The organism is Burkholderia sp. YHN3-13 (genome assembly GCF_055810675.1).
Map to the genome: position 1 here is coordinate 642,725 of NZ_JBVVNQ010000002.1, position 20,908 is coordinate 663,632.

At 67.7% G+C, this 20,908-nt stretch carries 14 protein-coding genes and 2 pseudogenes; 4 read left to right on the forward strand and 12 right to left on the reverse strand.

The annotated features are described in order from the left end of the window. Positions 1 to 15 precede the first annotated feature (15 nt). Positions 16 to 1,146 carry a WD40/YVTN/BNR-like repeat-containing protein gene (locus tag AC0KUR_RS07780; protein ID WP_049035331.1) on the forward strand — a complete coding sequence of 377 codons (1,131 nt, stop codon included), beginning with the start codon at positions 16 to 18 and terminating at the stop codon, positions 1,144 to 1,146. Here AC0KUR_RS07780 and AC0KUR_RS07785 read toward each other — a convergent pair. Further along, positions 1,133 to 2,077: a LysR substrate-binding domain-containing protein gene (locus AC0KUR_RS07785; RefSeq protein ID WP_069705523.1), complete on the reverse strand. Its 945-nt coding sequence runs from the start codon at positions 2,075 to 2,077 to the stop codon at positions 1,133 to 1,135. The genes AC0KUR_RS07780 and AC0KUR_RS07785 overlap by 14 nt on opposite strands. Before the next feature lie 147 nt (positions 2,078 to 2,224). On the opposite strand from AC0KUR_RS07785, the gene AC0KUR_RS07790 reads away from it, so the two are divergent. Further along, on the forward strand, positions 2,225 to 2,650 hold the full coding sequence (locus tag AC0KUR_RS07790; protein ID WP_049035329.1) for a PACE efflux transporter: 426 nt from the start codon (positions 2,225 to 2,227) through the stop codon (positions 2,648 to 2,650). A 9-nt stretch (positions 2,651 to 2,659) separates the two neighbouring features. Here the strand turns inward: AC0KUR_RS07790 and AC0KUR_RS07795 are convergent, their stop codons facing one another. From AC0KUR_RS07795 to AC0KUR_RS07845, 11 genes and pseudogenes are all read right to left on the reverse strand, one after another. Next, positions 2,660 to 3,286 carry a trimeric intracellular cation channel family protein gene (locus AC0KUR_RS07795; protein WP_069705524.1) on the reverse strand — a complete coding sequence of 209 codons (627 nt, stop codon included), beginning with the start codon at positions 3,284 to 3,286 and terminating at the stop codon, positions 2,660 to 2,662. Between the two features lie 223 nt (positions 3,287 to 3,509). Then, a pseudogene (locus AC0KUR_RS07800) lies at positions 3,510 to 3,633 on the reverse strand (glycine/betaine ABC transporter substrate-binding protein); the annotation flags it as partial. A 21-nt stretch (positions 3,634 to 3,654) separates the two neighbouring features. After that, entirely contained in the window at positions 3,655 to 4,569 is a 915-nt protein-coding gene (locus AC0KUR_RS07805) for a hypothetical protein (RefSeq protein ID WP_226227934.1), read from the reverse strand. Next, positions 4,559 to 5,866 carry a TolC family outer membrane protein gene (locus AC0KUR_RS07810; RefSeq protein ID WP_473375644.1) on the reverse strand — a complete coding sequence of 436 codons (1,308 nt, stop codon included), beginning with the start codon at positions 5,864 to 5,866 and terminating at the stop codon, positions 4,559 to 4,561. The genes AC0KUR_RS07805 and AC0KUR_RS07810 overlap by 11 nt, the downstream gene beginning before the upstream one ends. Continuing rightward, positions 5,863 to 7,962: a peptidase domain-containing ABC transporter gene (locus AC0KUR_RS07815; RefSeq protein WP_473375645.1), complete on the reverse strand. Its 2,100-nt coding sequence runs from the start codon at positions 7,960 to 7,962 to the stop codon at positions 5,863 to 5,865. Before AC0KUR_RS07815 ends, AC0KUR_RS07810 begins: the two co-directional genes overlap by 4 nt. Positions 7,963 to 7,965: 3 nt before the next feature. Further along, entirely contained in the window at positions 7,966 to 9,168 is a 1,203-nt protein-coding gene (locus tag AC0KUR_RS07820) for an HlyD family secretion protein (RefSeq protein ID WP_473375646.1), read from the reverse strand. A gap of 454 nt (positions 9,169 to 9,622) precedes the next feature. Next, positions 9,623 to 10,660 (reverse strand): fimbrial protein, encoded by a 1,038-nt coding sequence (locus AC0KUR_RS07825; RefSeq protein ID WP_473375647.1) that lies wholly within the window; start codon positions 10,658 to 10,660, stop codon positions 9,623 to 9,625. A 586-nt stretch (positions 10,661 to 11,246) separates the two neighbouring features. After that, complete coding sequence (locus tag AC0KUR_RS07830; protein WP_034186006.1) at positions 11,247 to 12,194, reverse strand: choline ABC transporter substrate-binding protein; 948 nt, start codon at positions 12,192 to 12,194, stop codon at positions 11,247 to 11,249. A 110-nt stretch (positions 12,195 to 12,304) separates the two neighbouring features. After that, on the reverse strand, positions 12,305 to 13,303 hold the full coding sequence (locus tag AC0KUR_RS07835; protein WP_034186005.1) for a GlxA family transcriptional regulator: 999 nt from the start codon (positions 13,301 to 13,303) through the stop codon (positions 12,305 to 12,307). A gap of 108 nt (positions 13,304 to 13,411) precedes the next feature. Then, positions 13,412 to 14,308 (reverse strand): choline ABC transporter permease subunit, encoded by an 897-nt coding sequence (choW, locus tag AC0KUR_RS07840; RefSeq protein WP_034186004.1) that lies wholly within the window; start codon positions 14,306 to 14,308, stop codon positions 13,412 to 13,414. After that, positions 14,301 to 15,592: pseudogene (locus AC0KUR_RS07845) on the reverse strand (quaternary amine ABC transporter ATP-binding protein); the annotation flags it as partial. The pseudogene AC0KUR_RS07845 and the gene choW, both read right to left, overlap by 8 nt. A gap of 495 nt (positions 15,593 to 16,087) precedes the next feature. Between AC0KUR_RS07845 and AC0KUR_RS07850 the strand changes: the two are divergent. Together AC0KUR_RS07850 and AC0KUR_RS07855 are read left to right on the forward strand one after the other, a co-directional pair. After that, positions 16,088 to 19,468, forward strand: coding sequence for a DUF2339 domain-containing protein (locus AC0KUR_RS07850; RefSeq protein WP_473375648.1), 3,381 nt, complete (start codon positions 16,088 to 16,090; stop codon positions 19,466 to 19,468). Continuing rightward, a complete protein-coding gene (locus AC0KUR_RS07855; RefSeq protein ID WP_473375649.1) occupies positions 19,465 to 20,820 on the forward strand; it encodes a DUF3999 domain-containing protein in 1,356 nt (451 codons plus the stop codon). The genes AC0KUR_RS07850 and AC0KUR_RS07855 overlap by 4 nt, the downstream gene beginning before the upstream one ends. Positions 20,821 to 20,908: the final 88 nt, after the last annotated feature.

Consider the following 20,908-nt stretch of genomic DNA (forward strand, 5'->3'; position numbering starts at 1 on the left):
CAGGAGACATCGCACATGAACGATCGACTGCTCGTCGCCACCCGCAAGGGCCTGTTCATCCTGCATCCCGACGGGGGCGGCGGCTGGACGCCCGGCGAACCGCATTTCATCGGCGAACCCGTCAGCATGGTGCTCGCCGACCCGCGCGACGGCACGCTGTATGCGGCGCTCAACCTCGGCCACTTCGGCGTGAAGCTGCATCGGCTGCGCGCCGGCGCCGCCGACTGGGAAGAATGCGCGGTCCCCGTCTACCCGCCGCGACCGGCCGACGCCGTGCCCACCGGCACCGGCGACGCGGACGACGAGCCGTCCGGCACGCCGCAGCCGCCGTGGACGCTTCAGCAGATCTGGTCGCTCGAAGCCGGCGGCGCGGACGAGCCGGGCGTGCTGTGGGCCGGCACGATTCCCGGCGGGCTGTTCCGCTCCGACGACCACGGCGATTCGTGGGTACTCAACCGCGCGCTGTGGGATCGCCCCGAGCGCGCCGAATGGGGCGGCGGCGGGTACGATGCGCCGGGCATCCACTCGGTGATGGTCGATCCGCGCGACAGCCGGCACGTGACGGTCGGCATCTCGTGCGGCGGCGTCTGGCAGACCGCGGACGGCGGCGCGACGTGGCGCGTGACCGCGCAAGGCATGGAAGCCGACTACATGCCGCCCGAGCGGCGCGGCGAGCCGAACGCGCAGGATCCGCACCGCGTCGTGCAATGCGCGGCCGATCCGGACGTGCTGTGGACACAGCACCACTGCGCGATCTTCCGCTCGACCGACGGCGCCGAGCACTGGCGGCGAATCGACGCGCAACCGTCGAGCTTCGGCTTCGCGGTGGCCGTGCATCCGCGCGAACCGGACACCGCCTGGTTCGTGCCGGCCGTGAAGGATGCCTGCCGCATTCCGGTGAACGGCCGGCTCGTCGTCACGCGCACGCGCGACGGCGGGCAAAGTTTCGAAAGCCTGTCGAACGGATTGCCGGCCGCGCCGGCCTACGACCTCGTGTACCGGCACGGACTCGCGGTGGACGATGCCGGCATGCGCCTCGCGATGGCGTCGACGACCGGCGGGTTATGGACCTCCGCCGACGGCGGCGACCACTGGCGCCAGGTATCCGCGCATTTGCCGCCGGTCTATTGCGTCAGCTTCGGGTAACGACGCGACGGTCGCCGGGCGCCATCCGCGCGACCGCCGCGCGCGTCTGCGCGATTTCCGCGTCGAGCCAGTCGAGAAACCGCGCGATCTGCGGCTCGCGCTCGCGCCCGGGGCGGCACAGTGCGACGAAACGCGCGCCGTCGAGCCGCACCGAAGGCTCGATCGGCATCAGCGCACCGCGCTCGACGTGCTCGGCGGCCAGCACCGAACTCAACAACGCGACACCCTGCCCGTGCAGCACGGCCTGCAACGCGTAATGCTCGTCGTCGTAATGGCGAAACACCGCGCGTTCGAGCCACGTTTCGCGGCCGGCCGCGCGACACCACGACGCCCAGTCGACCGACACGGGCAGCGGGGTATCCCACACGGTCTCGATCAAGTCGAGCGGCTCGTCGGTGCGATGCGCATCGAAGCCGGTGGCCGCAAACGCGCCGAAATACTCGTCGATCAACGCGATCTCGTGCAGCGCGGGAAACGTGCGCGACGTCGCGCGAATCGCCAGATCGATCCGCGCCTCGCGTTCGAGATCGACAAGCGTGTTGCCGGTCTCGACCTTGATGTGCAGGTGCGGATCGATGCGGCGAAACGCACCGAGACGCGGGATCAGCCACATCGCCGCGAAGGCGGGCGTGGTGGTCAGCACGAGCGGGCGCTCGCCGGCGGTATCGGGCCGCAACGCATCCAGCCCGCGGCTGAGCGCGAGCAACGCATCGTGGCTCGCGCGAAACAGTTGCGCGCCTTCCTCCGTCAGCCGTACGCCGCTCGCGCCGCGCTCGAACAGCAGCACGCCGAGCCGGCTTTCGAGCGACTTGATCTGATGCGACACGGCGGCCGGCGTCACGGACAGTTCGTCCGCGGCGGCCTTGAACGTGCCGAGCCGCGCCGACGACTCGAATACACGCAGTGCGGTCAGGGGGATTTTCGAGAACACGGGGCCTCGCGGGCCGGATACGGCCGGGTTGAATTCGATTCAATCCGGGTGAGATTAGGTGAATTGAAGCGGGTGTGCAACGCGGCTAGCCTTGCGGGACGTCGCGGCACACCGCCCCGACGATTACCGTCCAACCGGAGAAACACCGTGCAAGGCCTACCGCGCAGAATCACGCAGGCGGTGCTCTACGAAGCGATCGCCATCTCCTGCATCTCGCCCGCGATCGCCGCGATCTTCAGGCAGGACCTCGTCTATTCGGGCGCGCTGTCGGCGACGATGTCGGCGATCGCGCTGCTGTGGAACATGATCTTCAATGCGCTGTTCGAGCGCTGGGAAGCGTCGCGCCGACAGCCGTCGCGTACGCTCGGGCGGCGGCTCCTGCATGCGACCGGATTCGAAGGCGGGCTCATCTTCATGCTCGTGCCGGTCGTGTCGTGGTGGCTCGACATCTCGTGGTTCGACGCGTTCGTCGTCGATATCGGGTTGTTCGCGTTCTTCTTCTGCTACGCGTTCGTGTTCCAGTGGGCATTCGATCGCGTGTTCGACGTGCCGGCGGCGACGAAGGCGTCGTGAGCCGGACGCTTACGCACCGGCCGCGATTTTCGGCAGTTGCCAGCCGAAGCGCACCGCCGCCATCCGCAGCGCGAAACAGCCAAGGCCGCCGAGCACGGCCGCCACGACGGGCGGACACCCGAGTCGCCTGCACGACACGACGACGACCGCGCCGAGCAGCGCCGCGCTCGCATAGATATCCGTAACCAGTACGACCGGTATCCGCGCGAGCAGCACATCGCGTACGACACCGCCCCCGCATCCGGTCACGGCGCCCATCAGCGTCGCGATGAACGGATGGACGCGGAATTCGAGCGCCTTCACCGCGCCCGCGACCGCGAACAACGCCAGGCCGGCCGCATCGAGCGTCGTGAGCAGCGACGGCGAGAACGCGGCGACCCGCGCATGAAAGACGAACGCGACCAGCCCGGACGCGAACGCGAGGGCCGGATAACGCCAGTCGCTGACGGCGCTGGGCGGCCGTGCGCCGATCAGCAGGTCGCGGATCACGCCGCCGCCGAGCGCGACGACGAGCGACAGCACCATCACGCCGAACAGGTCGAGTCCCGCGCCGATCGCCGCATTGGCGCCCTCGATCGCAAACACCGCCGTGCCCGCGAGGTCGGCGGCGAGCACGATGTGCTCGATGCGCTTCATGCGAATGAATGGCCGAAGCGCTGCATCGTCCGGTTGCAGCGTGTGTCGCCCGAAGCGGCCGCGCCGTTCGGCCGCGTGCCGGCCGCGTATTGCCATCCGGATGCATCAGGCGCAGTACGGATCATTGCCGTCTCCTCGATCGGGGATCGAGCAGTCTAGCGCATCGTCGGGCAACCGTCTGGCGGCTCGCGGCGCGGGCAGAAAAAAGCCCGACGCGTCATGCTCAAGGCACGCCGAGATGCGCCTTCGGCAGGCAGACCCGGCTTGCCGTCGAGCGCCGTCACGCCCGCGAGCCACTTGCCGAGCGCTTGCGGGTTCGCCTTCAGCCATGCGGCGGCGGCCTTGCTCGAGTAGACGGCGACGACGCCCTACCTGAGCGGTGCGAACCCGTATTGCGACGGATGCCCGGCCAGAATCCAGTCCGGATACGCATCGATACACGCGCGCTCGATGCAATCCGCCACGCGTTGCGGCGCGTCGGCCTGCTCGAGATCAATCGGGGGGAAGATCCGATGGTCGAACCGGCCAGCCGCAAATTCGAGATGGAACGGCACCAGCACCGCACCGGCGCGCGCGCCGATCCTGAACACGCCACGGTGAATCCGCGCCGGCCGCCCAAACATCGCGACCTCGATCGTCTCCATCGGAAAGCGCTGCATCAGGTACGGCGGCGCATCGGCGAACACCACGGCAACGCCGTTTCGTCGCAGCGCGTGCAAGACGCGCAGCCCGAGCGCATTGCGATTGACTTCGTCGTAGGTGTGCAACACGCGCACGTTCGGCATCAGCGTCGACTCGAAACCGCCATACGTTTCCCGCGCGATGCCCGATACGACTGCGATCTCGGACAATTGCAGCGCGTCGCGCAACGCATCGATCACGATCACGTTCGCAAACTGCGACACGTAATGAAACGGCGACACGATCACGGGACGGCCGCCCGATTCGTCGCGAATCCGGGCGATCGCTCGAGCCAGCGCTTGCGTGGCCGCTTCGAGGCCCGGCCATTCGACATCGCGGCCGGCAGCGCGTTCGGCATGCAGGCGCCGATCCATCAGGCGCTCGAATTCGCCTGCCGCCATCGTCCGCCAGATGTGCGCACGGGTGAGCGCGACGTGGTCGCGCCCCCACTCGTAGCGCAACCGGCCCGCCCAGCGGGTGCGTGGGCTGCCGAGACTCCGCAAGACCCACACAGCCAGCGCCAACCGCTCGAGCCCGCGGCCCGACAGGCGCAGCAGCCATCGATCGCGCCAGCCGAGGCGTCGCTGCCGCTTATCGGCCATCGCCGGTCAACCATCCGTTGATCCGCGCGACGTCGTCGAAATCCAGCGACGCGACACCGGATTTCAACGCGAGGTACGCGGCAAGCATGTCGTAGTGCGCACCCAGCCGCGCCTTGCGGCTCGCAAAAAGTGCCTCGCTCGCTCGCAGCACATCGAGGTTGGAACGACTGCCGACCCGGTAGCCGATCCGCGTCGCGTCGAGCGTTCGCTCGTTGGCCCGCACGAGGCGGCCAAGGAGTTCGCCGCGCTCGCGTACCCAGTGCAGCCGCTGGAAGGCGTCGAGCGTGTCGGCCCCCGCCTGCCGGGTGGCTGCCTGCAGCGCGCTGCGCGCCTTGTCCTCACCCGCCAGCGCTTGCCCGAGGCGCGCCTGGATGTCACCGCCCGTCAACAGCGGGATCGATATCGTCACCATCGCGGTCGTCGTGGTCGTCGGCTGCGCGAAACCCGATGCCGCACCCGCCGGCGTGTGGCTGCCCGTCAGATTCACGACGGGATACCGTTGCGCGCGTACTCGGCGAGCCTCATCCCGCGCGTCGCGCACGGCGAGTTCGCCGATCTGGACCGGATAGCCCTTCTGCTCCGCTTGGGCAACCCAATACCCGGCGTCATCCGGATCGAGCCGCAGCGCTGGCGTTTCGTCCGGCACGCGCGCGAACGGGCCGAGTGGCCGGCCAATCAGCGTTTCGACAATCCGGCGGCGCGAATCGACGGCCTGCCGCGCGTCGATCTGCTGCAGCCGCGCCGCATCGAGCTGCGCCTGCGCCTCGCGTACGTCGATCAGCGTCGCCTCTCCGGCCGCCCGTCGGTGCACGGTGATCTCGTGCTGTTCGGCAACCGCCGCCACATACTCCGTCGCGCGCATCAATTCGTCGGTCGCCGCCAGAACGTCGAAATACGCACGCCCGGCGCGCAGCATCAGCGCCTGCTGCGCACGCGCATAGGTCAGTTCCGCCTTGGCGGCCGCCGTTCCCGCCTGCCGATAGGCGATCCAGCGTTCCCAGTCGAACAGCGGCTGCGTCAACGATACCGTCCAGCCGTTCTGCCAGTAATGCATCGACGGAACGTCCCGCGTCGCGATCCGGTTGTACGTGCGTCCCCAGCCCGCATCGATCCGCGGCAACAGCGCGGCGCGCGCGCGCGGCACACCGAGACGGCCGACTTCGACATCCGAGCGCACGCCGGCGAGTTCCGCGTCGTAATCGAGCGCGCTGGTCACGACCGACATCAGGTCATCCGCAAGCGCGTGCGGCGACACGCATGCGAGCACCGCCGCGACGAGGATCCGTCCGATCGTCATGCCGCCCGCTCGCCATTGGCAATGCCCGGCACGAGCACGCCATCCACGAGTTCGTAACAGCGTTCGAACGTGGCGGCGAGCGAGCGATCGTGAGTGATCACGACGACCGTTCGATCGATACGCTGCAACAACGCCGCGATACGCTGAACGGACACCGCGTCGAGGTTCGACGTCGGCTCGTCGAGCAGCATCAGCTCGGCCGGCTGATACAGTGCGCGCGCGAGCAGCAGGCGCTGCCGCTGCCCCGCCGAGATGTTCGCGATCGAATCGCTGATGATCGTGCGCGTGCGCATCGGCAAGCGCATCACGTCGTCCAGCAGGCCGACCTCGTCGAGCAGACGGTTGATGCGCGCAGGGTCGGCATTTGCGCTGAACAGCGACACGTTGTCGGCGATCGATCCGCGCAGGATCAAGTCGCCCTGCCGCATCTGCGTCATGTGCCGGCGGATTTCGTCGACCTCGAGATTCGCGTAGCGCACGCCGTTCAGCCATACGTCGCCATGCTGCGGGTGTTCGGCCGCGCACAGCAGCTTGAAGACCGTCGACTTCCCGCATCCGGACGGCCCCACGATCGCAATGCGGTCGCCGCGCCGGATATCGAGACTCACGCCAGTCAACACTCGACGGTCCGACGCCCCATACGCAAACGACACATCCCTCATCTCGATCGATTCGAAGCACCGCGTCTCGGCCGCGCGGCCGATCTGCTCCAGCGGCGTATAGCGCTCCGGCTCGCCGTCGACGATATCGGCGACCCGGGCGACCGGCACCGTCAGCATCAGGCGCGCGAACAGCGCGTTGATCGCCTGCGCGAGCCGCTCCGACGCGAGCGACTTGTAGATCATGAACGAATAGAACACGCCGACCGAAATCTTGCCGTCGAGCATCAGTCCGGCCGACAGCCAGGTAATCGCGACGACGTCCGCATAGTCGACGAATTTCAACACTGCGTCGCGCCAGGCCGTGAGCTTCGCGCTCTGCAGCATCGTCGCCGCGCACGCCTTGAATTTCGCCATGTAAATCGCCGTGCGCCGCACTTCGCCCGACGCGAGCTTGATCACCGGAGCTCCCCGGATCGTCTCGAACAGCAAGTCCTCGCATTCGGCCGTCCGTTCGAGCACCAGCATGTGCGCATCACGCATCGGCCGATACAGCGCGAATGCCGCGCCGACATACGTTGCGAATATGCCAAGCGCGACGCCGGCCAGCAGCGGGCTCTGCGCGAGCATCAGCAGCACCGCGATGCCGCCGACCGCGAGATCGATCCGCAGCGAGATCGCGGTGCGCACTGCGAATTCGTTGATTTCATCCTGTGACTTGACGCGCGCGAACAGGTCGCCGACGTTGCGCTTCTCGAAATACGGAATCGGGTGGCGCAGCAATTGCCCGATCAGCCCTTCGGTCATGTTCACGTTGACGAGCGTATGAACCAGCGCGGTCAGATACGACTCCACGAAGCGGCTGAACGTCCCGATCGCGAAAATGCTCGCGAATGTCAGCGTGAGAATCCGCAGCAGATTCCGGTTGTCGCTGGTCACGATCTGGTCGAGCACCAGGTTGCCGAAATACGGCATGGCCAGGATCGCGCACTGGCTTCCAAGCGCGACGAACAGGAGTTTGCCGATTTGCCCGCGCAACTGCGGGTTCAGCGCCCTCACGCGCTCGAGCGCGGCCGGCACGCGCGAACGTGCGCGAATGCGCGGCAAGCCCGGCGTCGGCGCACATTCGAGCAAGTAGCCGGACACGCTCGACAGGAACATGTCGAGCGCGACGCGGCGTCGCCCGACTGCCGGATCGATCACCTGCACATGGCCGCGGCGAACGCGCTCGAAGACGACGAAATGCGCGCCGCCGAAATGGATGATCGAGCCGGGCCGGATGTCGGCCAGATCGCCGGCGTCGAACCGATACGCCTGCACCGCCAGCCCGAAATCGGTCGCGACGTCGTAAAGGTCCATCAGCGTCAGCCCGTGCGACGACACCGGACGACGCGCGGCAATCTCGCGTACTTCGGTCGCGCGCCCGAGATGGCTCAGCACCATCGCCAGGCATGCATATCCGCAGTCCGCGACTTCATTCTGGTAAATCACGCGCACGCGTCAACTCCGGATCATCTGGAACAGCGGTTCGAATACCCACTCGGCGATCGAACGGCGCTCGACGACGACGCTCGCGGTGCCATGCATGCCCGGAAGGATCCGCAGCGGCTCGCGGGGCGAGCCGAACGTCGCGCTGCGCACCGTCGCCCACGCCATGTAATCGGTCGGTCGCGCGCCGGTGGGCGCCGACGACGGCGACGAAGCCGTGGCCGCGGTCATCGTCGTGCCGGAAATCGAGTCGATGCGCGCGGCGACACTGCCGAAGCGGGCATAGGGAAATGCATCGAGCTTGATGCGGACCGTCTGCCCTTCCCGCACAAACCCGCGTTGCCGCGACGGAATGCGCAGTGCGGCGGACAGCGACGGTTTCGGGCTGGTCGAGATCACGAGCGCGACGTCGTCGGACGCGAGCGCATTCCCCGGCACGAGGCCCGAAAACGTCACGATGCCGTCGTTCGGCGCCGATACGGTGATGTCCCGCCGCGCCGCCTCGTAACGCACCAGAATGTCCTGCACTTCACGATCGCGCTGCGCATGCAGTTCCCGGACCTGCGCGTCGAGTTCGCGGCGGCTACCGCGCAAGGTTTCGAGATCGGCAAGCAGCGCCTGATGCCGGGCATCTCCCTGGGCAATCTCCGCTTCGTTCTGACGGACCTCGATGCGTGCCTGCTCGATGCGATCGGCAATGATGTAGTCGGCGGCGCCTTCGACACGGGCAAGCCTGCGCCGCGCGTCGTCGGCCATCTGCCGCAAGCGGTGCTGCCGATCGCCGAGTGCGTCGAGTTCGCGCATGCGCGCCGCCTCCGTGCGTCCGGCCGCCTGCATGCGAGCCTGCAGCGCGGCGATGCGATCGTCGAATTGCGCGTTCGTCGCGGCCGTCTGCCTGTCGCGCGACGCTTCGTCGAAGACCGGCCTTGGGCGGCCGTCGGCGGACAACGTCAGGTCGCGTGCCAGCCGGAACAGCGGCTGCCCTTTTCGCACCGGGGTGGCCGACGCCACGTACACAGCCGTCACGAGCCCCTCATGACCTGTAATCCTGACATCGAACGGCGACACGATTTCGCACGGCACGTCCCGCTTGAGTTCGATTTCCTGAACACATGCAAAGACAATGCCCGCGCCGACGATGGCCGACGCGCAGTATGCGATCCAGCGCCACGACACATCCGCGAACCGCGGCAGTTTTCCAGCTTCCCAATCCAATTTCGATGTTCCGGATGTCGGGCCGTCTGCGCGGCCCGGTAGCCTGCCGACCGACTCGCGGCGACAGGCCGCGTGCAGGGCGGAACCCGGTGCGACGCATCACGCGGCATACGTGCCGTGCATGAACGCGCCGGCGTGATGCCGGCGACGGAGTGGCAGCGGAACTGCGCGAACCGTCGACCGGTTCGCGACAGCCGGGAATCAGCGCTACGGCCGAATCGTCACGCCGCCACCGCCGGTGGGCGGCGTCGTGGTCGGCGGCGTCGTGGTGGGCGGCGTGGCGGTAGGCTGCGGCGCCGAGCGTGTGTTCTTTGTCGGCGTGCTCCGCCGCTTGCAGCAACCTCCCGCCAGTTGCGATTGCGCGAGCGTCGTGCGATCGATTTTTTTCATCTTCCCTGCTCCTTGGGTTGAAAACGATTTGGCCAACCATGCCGCGGCCACGGGGCGCTGCACATCACTGGTACGACATCGTGAACGTCGCGAGACCGTTGGCCGTGCCGGCCTTGATGTCCGACGCCGTGCGGATGTAGCGCGCCGAGAACGGCACTTCGTAAATCGTGTTGCTGACCGTGCCGATCACGACCTGGTTCGGATTGCCGGCGACGGACGAATCGGGGCCGAACGAGATCGGCCGTGCGTCGGACAATATCTGGATGCCGAAGCCGCGCGCGGTCGAATCGCTCGTCAGCGACAACACATTCGAACGGTTGTTCGGCGACGAGACGTCGGTGAAGGTCACCGCAATCCTCGACGACACGCCCCGGCAATCGATCGAGATACCGAGCGGAACCGCGGACGCCGCACTGCCGACCCCGCCGAACATGTGCGCGCCGATCCGGCCGAAGCGTACGTTCACTTTGCTCGACGTCACGGTGCAGCTCTGAGATGCGACGCTCACTTGCGGCGTCGACAGCGTGACCGTCGACGCGGCCAGACCGCCGATGCGCTGCGTGAAGAGCAGCCCGCCGGCAATCACCGCGTTGGGCGGCACGTCGCCCGTCTTGACGAGTTCCAGCACGACCGGCGTGCCCAGATAGACGTAGCACTTGCCGCTCGCCGGATAGCCGCACCGCGACGCGGTATTGAAGACCGACACCGGTATGGTGTAAGAACCGGTGTCCGGCGCATAGCCGTCCGCTTCGAGGCGCAACCGGTAGCCGATGCCCCGGGTACCTGTCGGAATGATGCCGTTGGACGATTGCACCCCCGATCCGCTCTGGTTTTCGACGGTTGTCCCCGTCGTACAGTAGACGCCGACCGGCTTCGACTGATTGAACGAATAGGTGTATCGCGCGCTCGTGATGACGGTACCCGCTGGCGCATCGCGCGGCACCGTGACGCTCGCCGGCAGCGACAGCGATACGCGATAGACGTCGCCCGTGCCGAGCTCGCAGGCGGCCATCGCTCGCGACGGCAGGCATGCAAACACCAGCAGCGCCACGCCGGCGCAGAAGCCGGGCAGGCAGCGGCACGCCGCCGGGACAAATGACATACGCTTCAGCGTGTTGCCACGACTTTCGTCGTTCACTGCAATTCCCCTTCGATGCATGATCGACTCCGCGAGCCGCCGACGCCACTGCCACGTCAGCCTCGCCAAGATATTCAGGGACCATGTATGTCGTTCGCCGCAGCCCAGCGTGAGATGTCGTTTCGCGTCTTTTCCGACGCACGACAAGATGCGGCCCGTCCGATCTTCGTCGGTCGACTGCAAACGAAATCGCTACCCGATCCTCGACAGGAACATGGCCGGTTGCACAAGGCGCCCGCAAGCATCGACCGAGTCATGTTGCCGTCCGCCTTGTGAACTAGGCGTTATTCTCGTGCCCGGCTACGTCGAAGCCAATCGGACAAGTCAGAAATATCGCGACAAAGTGCGCGGGCGGAACACGCGTCGATCGGCGGATTGCCGTGTTTTATTTTTTGACGCGGGTAACGGTCAACCGGACGCTTCGCAAAACGTCACTGGACGCTGGACGCGTCGCTACGGAACCGGATCATCACGGTGCCGCGCATGCGAAAAAACGCCCGCCCCGGTTTCCCGGAGGCGGGCGCTTGCAGCCCGAACCTGCAAACCACCTTCAATGCACGCCGAGATACGCCTTCACCGCCGGCAGACCTGGCTTGCCGTCGAGCGTCGTCACGCCGGCGAGCCACTTGTCGAGCGCCTGCGGGTTCGCCTTCAGGTACTCGGCGGCCGCCTTGTTCGGGTCTTCCTTGTTCATGATCGGCAACATCACGTGGTTCTCGATCGTCGTCGTGAACTGGAGGTTCGACACGAACTTCGCGACGTTCGGGCAGCGCTGCGCATAGTCGGGCGGCGTGGCCGTCAGCACCTTCGCTTCGCCGTAGTTCGGGCCGAACACGTCGTCGCCGCCGCTCAGGTAGTCGATCTTCATCTGCACGTTCATCGGATGCGGTTCCCAGCCGAGGAACACGATCCACTGCTTGTCGCGGATCGCACGATTCACCTCGACCAGCATCCCGGCCTCGCTCGACTCGACCATCTTGAACTTGCCGAGGCCGAACTTGTTGCCGTCGATCATCTTCTTGATCAGCAGGTTGCCGTCGTTGCCCGGCTCGATCCCGTAGATCTTGCCGTTGAGCTTGTCCGCGTACTTCTGGATGTCCGCGAACGACTTCAGGCCGCCCTGGTACACGTAGTCGGGCACCGCGAGCGTGTATTTCGCGCCGGTCAGGTTCGGCGTCGACAGCACCTTGATCGTGCCGGCCTTCGTGAACGGCTGGATGATCGGGTCCATCGTCGGCGACCAGTAGCCGAGGAACACGTCGATCTGCTTGCTCTTGATCCCGGCGAACGTGATCGGCACCGAGGCGATCGTCTTCGTCGGGTTGTAGCCGAGGCCCTGCAGCATCGTCGACGCGAGGCCCGTGGTCGCCGCGATGTCGGACCAGCCGACATCCGCGAAGCGCACGTTCTTGCATACGGGCGGATCGGCCGCATAAACGGCCGACATCGGCGCGGTTACCCCGATTCCGCACACCGCTGCGATCAATAGGCGCTTCATCTTGCTTCTCCTCAAAGTGATGTCGTTTGCTTGAATGCGGGATCGTTTATTGAAGCCGCGCGCCGCGATCCCGGCGACGTCGCGGACCGAATGTTGCGTGGCGGCGCCGTTCAGCGCCCCGGCAACCGTCTCTCGTAGCTCGGCGCATGGCCGAACTGCGCACGGTAGGCCTTGCTGAAATGACACGGCGAATGAAAGCCGCAGACCGTCGTCACGCGCGCGATCGACGCGTCGGTCGTGCGCAGCAGGTCGCGCGCGCGCTTCAGGCGCAGCGTCAGGTAATAGTGGGTCGGCGACACGTTCAGGTACACCTTGAACATCCGCTGCAGGTGCCGCTGCGACAGCCGCACGAGCCGCGCGAGTTCCTCGAGCGACAGCGGCTCCTCGATGTTCGCCTCCATCAGCCGCACGACCTCGATCAGCTCCGCGCGCGAGAAGCCGACGCGCGCATCGACCGGAATCGGCTGCGTGTCGGTCGAACTGCGGATGCGCTCCAGGATGAACTGCTCGGACACCTGCGCGGCCAGTTGCTGGCCGAAGCGCATGCCGACGAGGTTCAGCATCAGGTCGAGCGGCGCGGTGCCGCCCGTGCAGGTCAGCCGGTCGCGGTCGACGACGAACAGCTCGTCGGCGAAACCGACCTGCGGAAACTCCGAATGCAGCGCGGACAGGTTCTCCCAGTGCACGGTGCAGCGATAGCCGTCGAGCAGCCCGCTCGACATCAGCGCGTACGCGCCCGTGCAGATGCCGCCGAGCGGCAGCCCGCGCTCGGCAAGCGCCGCGAGCGTATCGCGCGCGCCCTCGTCGACCACGTCGCGGATGCGGATGCCGCCGCACACGATCATCACGTCGGGCAGGTTCTCGTAGTCGAGCGCCTGCGTGGGCCGCACCGCGATGCCGTTGCTGGCATGCGCGGGCGCGCCGTCGAGCGAGTAGATCGACCACTGGTAATGGTCGGCACGCCCGACGTAGTTCGCCATCCGAAGCACCTCGACCGCGCTCGAGAACGCGATCATCGAGAAGTTCGGCAGCGTCAGGAAGCCGAAATGGGCGAGGGACGAAACCGGTGAAACGCAGGCGGCGGGCGCCACAGCGACGGCAGACGTCACATCGGTCTCCTGGCGAGGAGGTTGCAGGGGGCCAGCCCCGCGGCTCGGGCCGCGGAAGCCGTCATCTGTTCAGGGTGAGCGGCCGGCGGGTGTACCGGCCGCCGGAGATCAGGCCTGTGCGGGCGCGGTCTTCACGCGAAAGAGCTGCTTGAGACCGGCGAACAGCGGCGCCTTCACCGTGCCCGGCGCACGGCCGAAGCTTTCGGTGATGCGGTCGAGAATGATCGCGAGCAGCACGACCGACAGACCGCTTTCGAAACCGAGGCCGATGTCGAGGCGCTGGATACTCGCGAGCACGTCGTTGCCGAGGCCGCCCGCGCCGACCATCGACGCAATGATCACCATCGACAGCGCCATCATGATCGTCTGGTTCACGCCCTGCATGATCGACGGCAGCGCGTTCGGGAACTGCACCTTGTACAGCAGCTGCCAGGGCGTGCAACCGAAGGCCTGGCCGGCTTCGACGATCTCGCGGTTCACGTGGCGGATACCGAGGCTCGTCAGGCGCACCGCCGGCGGCATCGCGAAGATCACCGTCGACAGGATCCCCGGCACGCGGCCGAGACCGAACAGCATCGCGGCCGGAATCAGGTAGACGAAGGCCGGCATCGTCTGCATCAGGTCGAGGATCGGGCGCACGATCGCGGCGACCCACTTGCTCTTCGCGGCCCAGATGCCGAGCGGAATGCCGAGCACGAGGCTGATGATCGTCGACGACAGCGTGAGGCCGAGCGTGATGATGGTCTGATCCCAGAAGCCGGTGGCAAAGATCAGCAGCAGCGACGCGGTGGTGAACAGCGCGAAGCGCCAGCCCACCCGCCACAGTCCGACGCCGATGAAGATCGCCATCATCAGCCACATCGGGATCGCCTGCAGGCCATGCTCGACGAATGCGGCGAGTCCCTCGATCGCTTGACCGATCGCGTCGAACGTCTTCGCGTCGTGGTCGAGCAGGTAGTGAACGGACTGGTCGACCCAGGTACCGAGCGGAATCATTTCAGACATGGGAACCTCGCGAACGCGTGATGGCTTTCAGGATGAGCGCACGATCGACCGAGCCGCAGTAGCAGCCGTCGTCGTCCACGACAGGCAGCGCATTCGGGCTCGCGACCACACGTGCGACGACATGTTCGAGCGACGCGTCGTGCCGGATGCTTTCGATCGGCCGCACCGACGGCGTGTCCTGGCCGATCGCTTCGCGCGTGACGAAGCCGCGGATCTTGCGCTGGGCGTCGAGCACGAACGCATAGTCGGCACTGCCGTTCAGCGTCGCCGCGACGTTCGCGGCATCGCACTTCGACACGATCGGCACGGCGCCCGTCTGCATCAGGTCGCCGGCCGTCAGGTAGCGGCTCGTGTCGATGCCGTCGAAGAACGCGCGGACGTAATCGTCGGCCGGGTTCGCGATGATGTCCTGCGGCGTGCCGACCTGCACGAGCCGGCCGCCTTCCATGATCGCGATGCGGTTGCCGATGCGCAGCGCTTCCTCCAGATCGTGCGACACGAACATGATCGTGCGGCGCTGTTCCTTCTGCAGTTGCAGCAACACGTCCTGCATTTCGCGGCGCTTGAGCGGATCGAGCGCGGAGAACGCCTCGTCCATGATCATCAGCGACGGGTTCACGGCCAGCGCGCGGGCCAGGCCGACGCGCTGCTGCATCCCGCCCGACAGCTCGGACGGCAGCTTGTGCGAGAACGGCGCGAGGCCGACCTGCTCGAGCACTTCCATCGCCCGGCGCTCACGCTCCTTCTTGCCGACGCCGGCGACCTCCAGGCCGAATGCGGCATTCGACACCACGGTGCGATGCGGCATCAGCGCGAACGACTGGAACACCATGCTCATGTCCTTGCGGCGCAGCGCGGTCAGCGCCGAGCGGCGCGCCGATGCGACGTCGAGCCCGTCGATCATCACCTTGCCGGCGCTTGGATCGACCAGCCGGTTCACGAGGCGGATCAACGTGGACTTGCCGGAGCCGGACAGGCCCATCAGCACAAAAATTTCGCCTTCCTGCACATCGAAGGAGACGTTGTGCACGCCGACGACCTGACCGGTGCGCTTGAGCACATCGTCTTTCGTCGCGCCGGCGGCGAGCATGTCGAGCGCCTGCTGCGGGTTGCTTCCAAACACCTTGCACAGACCTTCGACCACGACCTTGGGGGCATCCATCGAAACCTTCTCCTCGTGTAGCGGGGACTCGCGCTTGTCATAGCGTGCCTACATAGTTGCCAGAAAAAACCCCGACCTGCCGACGAATTACGACAAACGCTTGCGCAAATACGACACACCCTCCAGCCCCGCCTGGCGGGCCGCGCCGCGCGGCGGCACCCGATTGCGGCGGTGCAATACGCGCACACCCAGCAACGACGGGCATCCCCCGCCGGACTTGTGCGCAGCAGCGCGGCACGCATCGCATGAGTTTTTGCGCCAACGCGCCTCGGCCGCGCGTCGCTTTGCGACAAATCCGCGTCCGATCCGGCGGCGCTCTGTTCAGACGAAAACATCCATCGCATTCACCGGTAAAAAGCATGACCGTGCAAAAAGCCGCGCGACGACACCGGACGGCGCACGCCGCGATACCGCCCCTACCCCGGAAATCCGCGACGGTCCGCTGTGTTACATTCCCCGCAAGCACGTTGAGCGCGACGTCGCCGCGGGCCTTTCGCACGAGAGGCCACCCACGCGGCACGCGCCTGCCGGTTCGCCTGCCGGCCGTGCTGAAACCGCCTCGATCCGGTGCGATCCGCGATCGAAGGACGATAACGATAGCGAGAGGGAGCAAGGCGTTGAACTGGGCATTCGCCGTAATCGGTTTCGTCGTGGGCGGCATCGCCGCCTTGATCGGGGATTTCTCGGCCGCGAGCGGTGCGCTGCTCGGAGCCGCCGCCGGGTTCGCCATCGGTCGCGCACTTCAGCAACGCCATCCCAGGAACACGCCCGCCGCTCGGGATGCGTTCGCGCTGTCCGCGACATCGCCCTCCGCGCCCTTGCCGCTCGCCGATCGCGTCGCGCGCCTCGAGGCGACCGTCGACACGCTCACGCGCGAACTCGACTCGCTGCGCGCCCAGCTGGCCGGCGCGAAGGCCGGTGCGGCGACCGCCGGAAACGTCGCGCAAACGGTGCCGGCCGGTGCGGCAACCGCGCCGCCGTCGACGCCCGTCCCGCCACCGCCGGTACAGTCCGCACAACCTGCCGCCGCACGAGCAGACACATCGGCCGCCGCCTCGATCCCGGCGCCTGCCGCGACGCCCGCGCCGGCCACCGCGGCGCGTCCGGCCGTACCCGCGTCGGCTCCCGTCGGCCCGACGGCAAGTCCCGCCGCCGCACCCGCCCGCCCTGCCCCGCCCGCGCCGCGCGAACCCGGCCTCGTCGACCGCGCATTCGGCGCCGCGCGCGACTGGCTGCTCGGCGGCAACACGGTCGTGCGCGTCGGCATCATCGTGCTGTTCTTCGGCGTCGCGTTCCTGCTCAAGTACGCGGCCGACAACGACATGCTGCCGATCGAATTCCGCCTCGCGGGCACCGCGCTCGCCGCGGCCGCGTTGCTCGCGATCGGCTGGCGCGTGCGCGCACGCCGCGCCGCGTACGGCCTCGTGCTGCAAGGCGGCGGCATCGGCATCCTGTACCTGACGATCTTCGCCGCGACGAAGCTTTACGCGCTGCTTCCGGTCGGCGCCGCGTTTCCGCTGATGGTCGCGGTCTGCGCGCTGAGCGCGTTCCTCGCGGTGCGGCAGAACGCGCTGCCGCTCGCGTTCATGGGCAGCGCGGGCGGCTTCCTCGCACCGGTGCTGCTGTCGACGGGCCAGGGCAACCACGTCGCGCTGTTCAGCTACTACGCGCTGCTGAACGCCGGCATCTTCGCGATCGCGTGGTTCAAGGCATGGCGTCCGCTGAACCTGCTCGGCTTCGTCTTCACGTTCACGATCGGCTCGGCCTGGGGCGTGACGGCCTACCGTCCCGCGCTGTTCGCGAGCACCGAACCGTTCCTGATCCTGTTCTTCCTGATGTATGTCGGCATCGCGCTGCTGTATGCGCTGAAACGCGAAATCGCGTTGCGGCACTACGTGGACGGCACGCTCGTGTTCGGCACGCCGATCGTCGCGACCGCGCTGCAGGCGTCGCTCGTGAAAGGCATGCCGTTCGGGCTCGCATGGAGCGCGGTCGCGCTGTCGGCGTTCTACGTTGCGGTCGCGGCCTGGCTCGCGCGGCGCCGCGACCGCCTCGGGCTGCTGTTCGAATCGATGCTCGCGCTCGCGGTGATCTTCGCGACGCTGGCCGTGCCGCTCGCGTTTTCGGGGCCGACAACGAGCGCCGCGTGGGCGATCGAAGGCGCGGCCATCGTGTGGCTCGGCGTGCGCCAGAAGCGTCTGCTGCCGTTCGGCTTCGGGTTGTTGATGCAGATCGCCGCGGCCGGCGCGTTCTTCACGAGCCTGCTCGGGCCGGCCGACGCCACCGCGCTGCCGGTGCTCAACAGCCCGTACATCGCGATGCTGCTGATCGCGCTCGCCGGGCTGTTCACCGGCTGGTGGCTGCACGGGCGCGACGAAGCGCGCGCGTGGCACGCGTGGATGCCGGAAATCGGCGTCGCGGCCGCTGCATGGGGGCTGCTGTGGTGGGTCAGCGGCGGGCTGCACGAGATCCTCGTCCATGCAAGCCGCCACGTCGATCTGCATGCCGACCGCTTCGTCGTCGACACGACCGCGCTGTTCGCGGCCGGCACCGCGTGGCTCGCGCACGTCGCGCGCCGCAAGCTCGCGTGGCCGCTCGCCGAATGGCCCGCGCTCGCGCTCACGCCGGTGCTGGCGCTGCTCGCGCTGCGCGCGTTCGATGCGCATGAAGCCCCGCTGTCGGGTATCGGCGCATTCGCGTGGCCCGTTGCCGTCGGCGCGGGGCTTGCATTGCTGTGGCGGCAGGCGCGCGGCCCGGCTCGCGCCGATGCCGGGAGCGGCACGGTGCCATCGATTGCCGCCGGCATCGTCGCGCCGCTGCATACGCTGATGTTCTGGACCCTGTGCGGGCTGCTGTCGCTCGAAGGCTTCTGGCGCCTGCGCGCGTTCGTCCCCGAAGGCGCATGGAGCTGGAGCGCATGGGCATACGGCTTCGGCGCGCTGCTCCTGCTCGTGTCGGGCCCCGGCGCGCGGCTGCGCTGGCCGGTCGCGGCGTTCCCGCGCGCGTACCAGGTGTGGGGCGCCGCGCCGCTCGCCGCGCTGCTGTGGTTATGGAGCATCGCGAGCACGGTCAGCGACGGCAGCGCGGCCCCCCTCTTCTGGCTGCCGCTGCTCAATCCGCTCGACATCGCGCAGTGTCTCGTCTTCGTCGCGTTCGCCGCGTGGCTGCGCCGCCTGAAAGCGCTCGGCATCGCGTGGCATCCGCGCGTGGTCGACTATGCGGCGATCGCGACCGTGTTCCTGTGGTTCAACGCGCTGATGCTGCGCACGCTGCATCACCGCTTCCACACCGGTTACGACCTCGACACCGTGCTGTCGTCGTTCGGCATCCAGCAGGTGTTCATGGTCGGCTGGAGCCTGTTCGCGTTCGCCGGGATGTGGCTGACGCGCCGCGACGGCATCGCCCGTATCTGCGCATTCGCGTCGCTGCCGCTGATCGTAGTGATGTGGATGTGGACCTTCTATGCGAACTTCACGCAGGACGGCGGAAGCTGGGCGCGCGTGCCGCTCTTCAACCCGCTCGATCTCGTGCTAGCAGTCGTCTATGCGCTCGCCGCGTCGTGGTTCATCCGCGCGCGCAAGCTCGGCGGGTCGTTCGGCAAGTATCGCGTCGCGCTGCTGAGCGCGGCCGGCGCCACCGCGTTCCTGTGGCTGAACGCGATCCTGCTGCGCACGCTGCATCACTGGGCAGGCGTGCCGTACGAATTCGGCGCGATGGCGGAATCGACGCTCGTGCAGGCCTCGGTATCCGTGTACTGGACGCTCTGCGCGCTCGCGATCGCGATCTGGGCCACGCGCCGCGGGCTGCGTCCGCTGTGGTTCGTCGGCGCCGCGCTGCTCGCGCTCACGGTCATCAAGCTGTTCCTGTTCGACCTGTCGCACGTGACCGGCATCGAGCGCATCGTGTCGTTCATCGGCATCGGCGTGCTGCTGCTGTTGATCGGCTATTTCTCGCCGCTGCCGCCGAAAGCCGCCGCACAACAGGACGAGCAGTCATGAAGCGACTCGCCGCCCTGCTCGGACTGAGCCTGCTCGCGTCGTTCGCGGCGGCCGACGGCATGCCGGACGTCGCACGCATGACACATCGCTTCGCGCTCGACCTCGACGGCAGCGCCGCGTATTACCAGCTCACCGTGCCGCAGCTCGTGTATGCGGCGAGCCGGCGCGACGATCTCGGCGACGTGCGCATCTTCAACGGCGCGGGCGAACCGGTGCCGTATTCGCTCGACGCCCCCGCCGCGACCACGCCCGCAGTGCCGCCGACGCGCACGCCGGTGCACTGGTTTCCGCTGCCGCCGGCCCGCGCCGACAACGGCGGCGCGCCGCTCGGCGTGACGGTCGGCCCGGACGGCGCGCTGCGCGCGGCAAGCGCCGCGCCGGCGCGCACGAAACATGGCGCCGATCTCGTCGACCTGTCGCATACGGACGGCACCATCGACGCGCTGCTCGTGCATGTGGGCGACGACCGCTACCAGGGACGTGTCGCGATCGAAGCGAGCGACGACCTGCGCAGTTGGCGGTCGCTCGGCAGCACGCAACTGCTGAAAGTCGGCCACGGCGACGACATGCTGGTGCAGGAGCGCATCGCACTCGAAGGCGCGGCGCCCCGCTACCTGCGGCTGGACTGGCTCGACGACGCACCCGCGATCGCGTCGATCGACGTCGAGACGCATCCGCGTGACGCTCGCGGAACCGATACCGCGTCCGTGCCGCGCCAATGGCGCAACGCCGTGCGCGTGCGTGCCGGCGGTACGGCCGGCGAGTATCTGTTCGACATCGATGGCGCCTATCCGGTCGATCGCGTGCGCATCGACCTGCCGCAACCGAATACGGTTGCGCGCGCGACGTTGCAGAGCCGCTCCGACGCGCAGGTGCCGTGGCGCGACGTCGCGGGCGCCGTGCTGTTCCGGCTGCAGGGCAAGGCCGGCGAGCAGCGCAATCCGCCGCTCGAGTTCGCGGCGAATACGGACCGTGCATGGCGGATCGTCGTCGACATGCGTAACGGCGGGTTCGGCGGCGGGCAGCCGGCCGTCGCGATCGGCTGGCATCCGGCCGCGCTGACCTTCGTCGCGCGCGGCACACCGCCGTTTACGCTCGGTGTCGGCAACGCGTCGCTCGTGTCGTCGGCGGTGAGCCGCGAGGCGCTGCTGGTCGGCATGGCGCCCGAAGTGCGGCCCGCACGGGTCGGCGCGGCACTGCCGGTATCGGCGGTCGCGCCGGCGCCCGCCGATACCGACGCGACTCGCCGCTTCGTGCTGTGGGGCGCGCTGGTCGTCGTGGTCGGCGTGCTCGGCACGATCGCGTGGCGACTCGCGAAAGGCGGCGGCGACTCGCGCGGCCGCGACGCGTGACGCCGCGCGTCTTTATGCAGCGTTTATTAGGCACGCCCGTTTCTTTCGACGGTCGCAACGCGTAACTGCGTACAGTCGTCGCATCGGA